3 protein-coding genes are annotated in these 1,532 nt (G+C 53.1%); all 3 read left to right on the top strand.

Annotation, left to right across the window (positions count from 1 at the left end; translation table 11 throughout):
* The coding region (locus OOZ52_RS12810) for an RHS repeat-associated core domain-containing protein (protein ID WP_274698930.1) at positions 1-699 on the top strand (699 nt) is incomplete at its 5' end.
* Positions 700-1,095 carry a hypothetical protein gene (locus tag OOZ52_RS12805; RefSeq protein WP_274698929.1) on the top strand — a complete coding sequence of 132 codons (396 nt, stop codon included), beginning with the start codon at positions 700-702 and terminating at the stop codon, positions 1,093-1,095.
* Positions 1,096-1,270: 175 nt separating this feature from the next.
* A partial coding sequence (locus OOZ52_RS12800; protein ID WP_446698131.1) for a hypothetical protein occupies positions 1,271-1,532 on the top strand: 262 nt, incomplete at its 3' end.

Raw genomic sequence — 1,532 nt, 5'->3', positions numbered from 1 at the left:
ACCGGGCGGTTCCAGTACACCGGCCAGATCTGGCTCGAGGCGCTCGGCCTCTACTACTACAAAGCCCGCATGTACTCACCCACCCTCGGCCGCTTTATGCAGACCGATCCGATTGGGTATGAGGATAATGTGAACCTCTATGGGTACGTCGGGAATGATCCGGTGAATGGGATTGATCCGACGGGAACAGAGCTCTGGATCCATGGGACCCCTGAGTATGTGGTTGCTGTTCAAGCGCAAATCGCACGCTTGATTGAACACGAAGGAGGTGCAGCTCTCGTCAGGCGTCTAGCCGAGTCAGAGTTCAGGTTTGAAATACGAGCGCCCGAAAACGAGGGAGATGGAAATTCTTTTCGAGTGGATTCCCCAACGGATGCGAGCGATGGAACGGGGAGTGGTGGCACGATATTTTTCGATCCTAGCAATACACAAGGCGGCATGAATGACGCTGGGCAGACAGATCGCCCTGCCTTTGTAGGATTGGGCCATGAATTTGGACACGGGAGTGCGTCTGAATACGGTAACCAGAGTTTTGATTACGGGAATGGCGATCCAGGCACGACGCCTCCGGCTGAACTGCATTCCTTAGCTAATGAAAATATGATAAGGCGTGAGCATGGGTTGCCAGAGCGTGGTGCTTATTATCCGTCTGACGTCGCTTGCGAGGAAAACACAAATCAAGGAGGGCAGGGCTGTTAGATGAAATCGTTACTCACTTTGGTTGTTCTCATCATGTCCATCTCTAGTTGTGAAGAATCTTCTGATAGGAACAATCCGAAATCTGCAACTGTAATGCCAGATCAGCGCACCTCATCAGGGCCGATTGATATAGCTCTGATCCGAGAATTTGAGGAGAATATCAGACTTCCGGGTCGAGCAAGCGATATTGGACAGTATGACAGATACTACCATGTAGATGGTGGATATTTAGAGGCGGTTTTTCACCGAAGGTCAGAATCGGGAGGCGGAATTTTCTTCGTGGGGGACTCAAATGAATTGCCTAGAATTCTCGACGGAGGATGTGCGGTTATCAACGTCCGCGGCTCGATTGACGAGCCAGAAGCGGCACGCGTGCTCTGTAACGGCGTGGCCTAAGAAATCTTAAAAGCCCGGAGATTTGCGGAAATTGGAATTAAGGGAGCGAGAAGTCCGAGGGTAGTATCCTTAATTAACACTCTGCTTCCCGCTTACTTACCATTGGGAATGGCGCGCCTTCCTGCATCGCCATCCCGCAGTCCCGCACCACATCACTCAGCGTGGCAACGGTCGCTTGCCGGTGTTCTTCTCGAACGATGCAGAATTCCGGCGACAGCATCCCTACCCCACCCGCAACCCTGCCTCGCAAATCCTGACCGAGAGCAGCACCAACGGGGTGTTCGCATGGAATGCGCATCCCTCCGGCACCACCACCGCGAACTACACCGCCAACGGTCTCAACCAGTATACCGATGTCAGCGGCAACGGGTTCTGCCACGATGCCAACGGCAACCTGACTGCCGATGCTACTTACGCCTATCTCTACGATAACGAGA

Source organism: Aurantiacibacter sp. D1-12, from assembly GCF_028858515.1.
GTDB lineage: Bacteria > Pseudomonadota > Alphaproteobacteria > Sphingomonadales > Sphingomonadaceae > Alteraurantiacibacter.
Note: the sequence above shows the minus strand (reverse complement) of the source record. Positions and strands in the feature narration are given on the sequence as shown.

Coding starts and splice junctions, on each gene's coding strand:
- OOZ52_RS12805 (WP_274698929.1), top strand. CDS start 700: ATGAAATCGTTACTCACTTTGGTTGTTCTCATCATGTCCATCTCTAGT.